Origin of the sequence: Acinetobacter gerneri DSM 14967 = CIP 107464 = MTCC 9824, from assembly GCF_000368565.1 — a bacterium.
GTDB classification, from domain to species: domain Bacteria; phylum Pseudomonadota; class Gammaproteobacteria; order Pseudomonadales; family Moraxellaceae; genus Acinetobacter; species Acinetobacter gerneri.
Genome location: NZ_KB849545.1, coordinates 41,630 through 48,518, shown reverse-complemented (window position 1 = coordinate 48,518; position 6,889 = coordinate 41,630). Strand labels below are relative to the sequence as shown.

The window sequence follows — 6,889 nt, the reverse complement described above, 5'->3', positions numbered from 1 at the left end:
CCAACCAACGATACAACACCAAGCATTAGTGGTACTGCTGAAGCGGGTAGCACAGTGACGGTGGTGATCAAAGACGGTGCGAATACCGTGACTGTGACCGCAGTAGGGTTCTCTTTTTATTTTTTTGAGATAAATTAAAAATAGATTGAAAAAGAGTTAGATAGGATATGCAAAATCGTATTCGCCTCAACATGATTGTGAAAAATGAGGCACACGTCATTTTAAGATGCTTGGCATCAGTTAAACCATGGATTGATTCATGGTGTATCGTTGATACGGGGTCAACGGATGGAACTCAACAGATTATCCAAGATTATTTAAAAGATATTCCAGGAAAGTTATACGAACGACCATGGAAAAATTTTGGCTATAACCGCACAGAGGCGCTTGAACTTGCTGTGGGGGATGCGCTTGCTGAAACAGATTATCTGCTTTTTATCGATGCGGATGAACAATTGCAGGCCGAGCCGAATTTTGAAATTCCAAAATTGACAGGGGATGCGTACTATTTTCCTGTGATTTATGGTGGATTACGCTATAGACGTAATGCCATGGTTTCGGCTCGCTTAACATGGAGCTGGAAAGGCGTTTTACATGAATATTTACAAGCCAAGCAACCTCATCAATGGCAGACATTGACTGGCTTGAATATTTTTGTGAAGCATGATGGCGCACGTGCAAAAAATGCAGATACTTATTTAAAAGATATCGCATTATTGGAACAAGGTTTAAAAGATGAACCTGATAATCTTCGCTATATGTTCTATTTGGCGCAAAGTTATCGAGATGCGGGATTGAAGGAAAAAAGCCGTGAATTTTATCTCAAAAGAGCGGCGGCGCAGGGTTGGGAAGAAGAACGCTGGATGGCTCGTTTTCGAGCGGCACAGTTGGCTGAATTGATGGGTATGGATGAACTCATCATTTACCGTGAATATCTACAATGTTGGATCACTAAACAACATCGTGCTGAACCCTTGTATGAATTGGCACGTTATTATCGAAATAAAAAAGATTTTGATTTGGCATGTTATTTTGCGGCTCAAGCAGTTGAAATACCGTTACCAGCAGAGGGTTTATTTATCGATGCTAGTGTTTATCAATGGCGTGCCTTAGATGAATTGTCTGTATCGGCAAGCTACTGTCAGGATTATCGTGTAGCAGGTAAAGCTGCAATCACCAAACTTTTTGATGAACAAAATTTTCCAGAATCACAGCGACAAAGACTACTGGATAATCAAAAGTTTTATCAATAGAGCGAAAATGAATTGCTAAAGTCATTCTCTAGTTTTGCAAAGACCTGATTTTAAGCTCTGATTTTAATGGACAAATTTTGATATATTTTATCGAAAATTAAAAATGAATTGTTATTCATTTTTTAGTCAATTGCCGTTAAGATGGAATGTAATGAGGTTTTGCTTAATAGGGAAGTTATGTCAGCATATTATCAATTACTGAATCGTAATATCGGTGAAGATGGCGTTGTTGTCGCGCATTATCGATCGACTGAACATGCTCAAGGCGCATGGAATCCAGAAGAACAGCATATGGGACCTGCTTCAGGGATTATTTGTGCAGAGTTAGATCGGTTTTTCCCACGTGAGAATATGCGTATAGGTCGTATTAGTTTTGATATTTTCGGATTGATCTGGGGTGGTGAGTTTAGTATCACCACCCAAGTGATACGTACTGGCAAAACGATTGAATTGATCGAGTCAGTTATGCAAGCCAAGGGTAAAACCAGTATTGTTGCACGTGCTTGGCGAATGATGACTTCTGATACGCGTGATGTTGCTGGACTCGAAGACCATTCTATTTCCCAGCCTGAGTATTATCCTGAATGGCATGGACTCAAAAAAATCTGGGCGGGCGGTTTTATTGACAGTACTGAAATGCGTGCAGATGAACATCGTCGTAATGGCAAAGGTATTGTTTGGATGACTACGCCAGTCAAAATGATTGAAAATGAAGCGACCAGTGATTTTGTCAATTTGATGGCTTTGGTTGATACGGTGAATGGAATCGTACCGCGTCAGGATCGTGAGTTTAAATGGGCGTTTCCAAACCTAGATCTACAAATTCATATGCATCGTTTACCTCAAGGTAAGTGGGTGGGTTTAGAAGCGATTCAGCAGTATGGTGAAGATGGTATTGGCCTATCGAGTGCAATTTTGCATGATATCCATGGTCCATTTGGTCGTAGTGAGCAGATCTTGACTTTGCGTGAAATGGGTTGAGATTTTAGTGATTTGAATGTTGGTTTTGTAGGTTTTTCAGCTTAAATGGGATATCTAGATTGTCGCTGATATTGAGCCATGTGCTCAATACACGATCCTAGGTATCAATACCTAATAAAGAAGCTTATAGAACTTCGTGAGTCCAAAATGTGACTCAGGTTGAACTTGTGAGCTGTTTGAATAAATCTCAATCGTTTGTTTCCAAAGTTGAAATTTTGGAAAGAAGACTTGATGTGATGAGATAATGGATTGGCTCAAAGCTTTAAATATAGAAATTGGGGAATTCGTGAATCAAATAAAATTATATAATTAAAACTGGAAAATCTTGCGAGTTTAAATATCTTGAAATTTATATTAGTTATTGAAATAATATAAAAAAACTTATCACTTAGTTATGAAAAATTTTCAGTTAAAACGAAATATAAAATTAGAAATCTTAAGACTACTTGCAAAGCAAGAAATTAAGATTTTTAAAAAAATTGATCCTATAGTTTTTTTTGATGAAATTTTAGATTTAAAAAATTTACCTTCCACTGATCCTCGTTATAAGGATGCAAGAAGGGATCTAATACAGCACTATATAAATAATAATGATTGGGAATTAGATTTTATTTTGTTGGAAAGGTTTAATTTTATTGATTCTGATGAGATTTTAATTAGATTGCTCAATAAGGTGATTTCACCTGAGGTTAATGAAACTGATGATGATATAAAATTTTTTTATCATACATTAAATCCAATTTTAAAAAATGATTTACTTGAATATCGTTTAAAAGGTATTGATGATAATAGTTTATCAATATTTGAAATTGATGAATTAGATGAAGATAACAAATTTAAAGATTTAGCTGACAATAAAATACCTTTTGTCTTTAGTAATATTAAACATGCACATAATTCATATTTTTTACTGAGTCCAACCACATGGGATGACTATGGTAATAAAAATGAATTTTTTCTCTATTATGTTGCTAATAATATGAGGAAAGATATAGGTAAGTTGAAAATTATTTCAAAGCAATCTAACAGTACAACAAAAGAAATAGTGGATAGTTTTTATACATTAAGTAATGAATTTTGTTCATTGGGACAGACTTTTGATTTTTATAAAAATTTGAAAAATATATTCCAACAAAATTATTTATCAATCCTGAAAGGATTAAATGATATTGCTTTTTTTCCTCAAATATGTGAAGAATTTGAAAATTTTAGCGATTTTAAAAATAGTATCATTAGATTTGATGAGCAAGAACAGCTCTTAAGGCAGGCAAGATACCGTATAGATAATTATGATTTAAGTAATTTATATTCCTTTGAATACAATTTCAAACCAATGTATTCAGATGATGAAGGATTAAGAATTGGATTTAACTTTAATGATAGTTCTATTCTTCCAAATAGGATATATGCACTTATAGGAAATAATGGTGTTGGAAAAACGCAATTAGTTTCAAAATTACCATTTGATATAGCAAATGGTAATTTTGAATTATTCGCACCGAAGATACCTCTTTTTAGTAAAGTAATAGCTGTTTCATATAGTGCATTTGATAAATTTGTAATACCTGAAAGCTCATCTAAAATTAATTATATATACTGTGGATTGAGACATTCAAAAGGAAATTCTGAATCGATTCTTTCTGAAAGTGAGTTGAATGCAAGATTCTTTTTATCAATAGTTAAAGTACAAAAGAATAAAAGATTTGATAGTTGGATTGAAATTATAAAAAACTTTTTTCCAAAAGAGTTAGTTGAAGTTTGGGTTGAATGGGATCCAACATTATTTGAGCAAAGGTTAAATATAGTAGAAATTAATAAGGCATTAAAAACATTTAGTTCTGGACAGGCTATATTTTTATATATCCTTACAGAGATTTTAGCTAATATAAGATATGATTCATTAATAATATTTGATGAGCCAGAAACACATTTACACCCTAATGCAATTTCACAGTTAATAAATAGTATTCATCTTTTAGTTAAAAAGTTCCAATCTTTTTGTATTATAGCTACACATTCGCCTATTATTGTTCAGGGTATATTATCTAAAAATGTATATGTTATAAGAAATGAAAATAATATCTTAAATGCTAAACATCCTGCAATTGAAACTTTTGGTGAGAACTTAACAAAAATAACGGAAGATATTTTTGGGTCAAGAGCAACCGATTCGCAATTCAAAAAAGAATTGCAAATATTAATAAATAAAGGGTATTCATTTGAAGAAATAATTCATCTTTTAAGAGTAAATGATATACCACTTAGTTTGAATCTTACAGTTCTTTTGAAAAGTATGGTGTCGAATAGATATGATTAATTTAAATTCATATAGTGGTGATAGCATTTTATTTTTACAAGAAGTTATTAATTCAAAAAAACGAGGAAAAGGAGAGCAGTTTCCCTTTTATAAAGATCGTATTAAGTTGTTAATTCCATTTTTAAGTAATGCATATAAGGTATATGATACTGCTTTTACTAGTAATAAGTTGCTTTATTTAGCACCTTTACCTTCTATCAACGCTAATCAGAAAGATGATTTATTAAAGCTATATAAATATGGTTCAAAGCCTTTTATAAGATTGAAAAATGCAATAATTTCTTTGCCAAATGATTATGAGCTGAATACATGTCAATACTGTACAATTAATGATGTTAATACTTTAGATCATATTGTACCAAAGGAGTGTTTTCCAGAATTTGTTGTACACCCTAAGAATCTAATACCAGTTTGTTCTGAGTGTAATAGTTATAAATCTAATAAGTGGGTAAAGGGTGGTAATTTTGAATTTATAAACTTGTATCTACATAAACTACCATATCAACAGTTTTTGTATGTTGATTTAAAATATACTAACAGTACTTTTTCAGTAAAGTATTTTCTTAAAAATACTCATAATATAGATGCTATTTTATTTAATATAATTAAAAATCACTATGATAATCTTAAGTTATTAAATAGGTTTCAAGGAAAGGCGAATCAAGTTATTTCTGAATTTGAAAATACAGTACGTGGTAGTTTGATAAAATTAAGTTTGAAAGATTCTTTGGAGTGTGCAAAAGCAACAATTGTTTATGAGCAATCAAGATTGGGTATGAATCATTATGAGAATGTTCTTAAATTAACTTTATGTAGTAGCTTAGCATTCATGGAGTATTGTAGTGATAAGGGATATAAATAATTAAAATAAAGATTAATAATATTTTTTTAATGTTATTAATAATCATAAAGCTATATTTAATGATTTTGATTATAAAAATAGAGCCATCTGGCTCTATTTTTTATTTCAAGGAAATTTTATGTGATGTTAAACCATTACCAGCTTAACGCACCACCAGTTTGATAATCAGTTACACGAGTCTCAAAGAAGTTCTTCTCTTTACGAAGATCCATCATCTCAGACATCCACTGGAATGGATTATTTACACCAGCAAATTGCTCAGGTAAACCAAGCTGACTCAAACGACGGTTACAGATAAATTTCAAATACTCTTCCATCATGGCAGCATTCATACCCAATACACCGCGTGGCATAGTGTCACGAGCATATTCGATTTCAAGCATAGTACCTTCAAGAATCATTTGAATCACTTCTTCTTGGAATTCAGCACTCCAAAGATGTGGATTTTCGATTTTGATCTGGTTGATCATATCGATACCGAAGTTCAAGTGCATAGATTCGTCACGAAGAATGTACTGGAACTGCTCAGCAACACCACTCATCTTGTTACGACGACCCATAGACAAGATTTGAGTAAAGCCACAGTAGAAGAAGATCCCTTCAAGTACACAGTAGAATGCAATCAAGTTACGAAGTAAACGTTGATCATCTTCAGGTGTACCTGTTTTAAAAGTAGGATCACTTAAAGATTGTGTATATTTCAGACCCCAAGACGCTTTACGTGCAACTGAAGGAATCTCACGGTACATATTGAAGATTTCACCTTCATCCATACCCAAAGATTCGATACAGTATTGATAAGCATGCGTATGAATCGCTTCTTCAAATGCTTGACGTAAAATGTATTGACGGCATTCAGGGTTGGTAATCAAACGATAAATCGCAAGAACCAAGTTATTTGCAACAAGTGAGTCAGCAGTAGAGAAGAAACCTAAAGAACGTTTCACGATAATACGCTCATCTTCAGTCAAGCCATTTTCAGACTTCCAAAGTGCGATATCGTGAGTCATATTGATTTCTTGTGGCATCCAGTGGTTTGCACAACCATCTAGATATTTTTGCCAAGCCCATTCATATTTAAATGGAACAAGCTGGTTAAGGTCAGCACGGCAATTGATCATGGCTTTATCATCAACTAGAACACGCTGAGCGCCCATTTCTAGCTCTTCTAAACCAGGTGCAACATCAAGATTTTTTAGGGATTCAGATGCTCGAACCAACGAATCGGTTGAATCTGTTGTTCGGTTGGAATGGGTTCCAACGGATTGTGCAGCTGCCAAATTCTGCGATGATGGCTGTGCATCAGATACCACTTGCGAATCAGTCTTTTTTTCCGGTTCGACGGGCGCAGACTTGTTAGCTTGTGGAGCTTGTTTCGGTGCATCATCTTCAAAATCGTCCCAACTCAGGATAGACATTTTCATTCTCTCTTCGTTATTTATATCTGTTCTGGACATCTTGATAACAAAGATGTCG

5 protein-coding genes and 1 pseudogene are annotated in these 6,889 nt (G+C 33.6%); 5 read left to right on the top strand and 1 reads right to left on the bottom strand.

The genetic code is table 11. From position 1 onward, the window contains the following. Window positions 1-167 precede the first annotated feature (167 nt). The 5 genes and pseudogenes from F960_RS15245 to F960_RS15230 all read left to right on the top strand — a co-directional run bounded on the left by F960_RS15245 (window position 168) and on the right by F960_RS15230 (window position 5,413). Window positions 168-1,253, top strand: coding sequence for a tetratricopeptide repeat-containing glycosyltransferase (locus F960_RS15245; protein ID WP_004867164.1), 1,086 nt, complete (start codon window positions 168-170; stop codon window positions 1,251-1,253). Window positions 1,254-1,430: 177 nt separating this feature from the next. After that, the gene (locus tag F960_RS15240) at window positions 1,431-2,234 is read left to right on the top strand and encodes a thioesterase family protein (RefSeq protein ID WP_004867161.1); all 804 of its coding nucleotides are present in this window, start codon (window positions 1,431-1,433) and stop codon (window positions 2,232-2,234) included. Between the two features lie 78 nt (window positions 2,235-2,312). After that, window positions 2,313-2,547: pseudogene (locus F960_RS23040) on the top strand (helix-turn-helix domain-containing protein). Window positions 2,548-2,628: 81 nt separating this feature from the next. Further along, window positions 2,629-4,551 (top strand): AbiJ-related protein, encoded by a 1,923-nt coding sequence (locus F960_RS15235; RefSeq protein WP_004867158.1) that lies wholly within the window; start codon window positions 2,629-2,631, stop codon window positions 4,549-4,551. Then, window positions 4,544-5,413 (top strand): HNH endonuclease, encoded by an 870-nt coding sequence (locus F960_RS15230; RefSeq protein ID WP_004867155.1) that lies wholly within the window; start codon window positions 4,544-4,546, stop codon window positions 5,411-5,413. The genes F960_RS15235 and F960_RS15230 overlap by 8 nt, the downstream gene beginning before the upstream one ends. A 134-nt stretch (window positions 5,414-5,547) precedes the next feature. On the opposite strand, the gene F960_RS15225 is transcribed toward F960_RS15230, so the two are convergent. Further along, complete coding sequence (locus F960_RS15225) at window positions 5,548-6,831, bottom strand: ribonucleotide-diphosphate reductase subunit beta (protein WP_004867152.1); 1,284 nt, start codon at window positions 6,829-6,831, stop codon at window positions 5,548-5,550. Window positions 6,832-6,889 lie beyond the last annotated feature (58 nt).

Excerpts from the sequence above, each read along its gene's own strand:
- F960_RS15245 (WP_004867164.1), top strand. The coding sequence starts at position 168 with ATGCAAAATCGTATTCGCCTCAACATGATTGTGAAAAATGAGGCACAC.
- F960_RS15240 (WP_004867161.1), top strand. The coding sequence starts at position 1,431 with ATGTCAGCATATTATCAATTACTGAATCGTAATATCGGTGAAGATGGC.
- F960_RS15230 (WP_004867155.1), top strand. The coding sequence starts at position 4,544 with ATGATTAATTTAAATTCATATAGTGGTGATAGCATTTTATTTTTACAA.
- F960_RS15235 (WP_004867158.1), top strand. The coding sequence starts at position 2,629 with ATGAAAAATTTTCAGTTAAAACGAAATATAAAATTAGAAATCTTAAGA.
- F960_RS15225 (WP_004867152.1), bottom strand. The coding sequence starts at position 6,831 with ATGTCTATCCTGAGTTGGGACGATTTTGAAGATGATGCACCGAAACAA.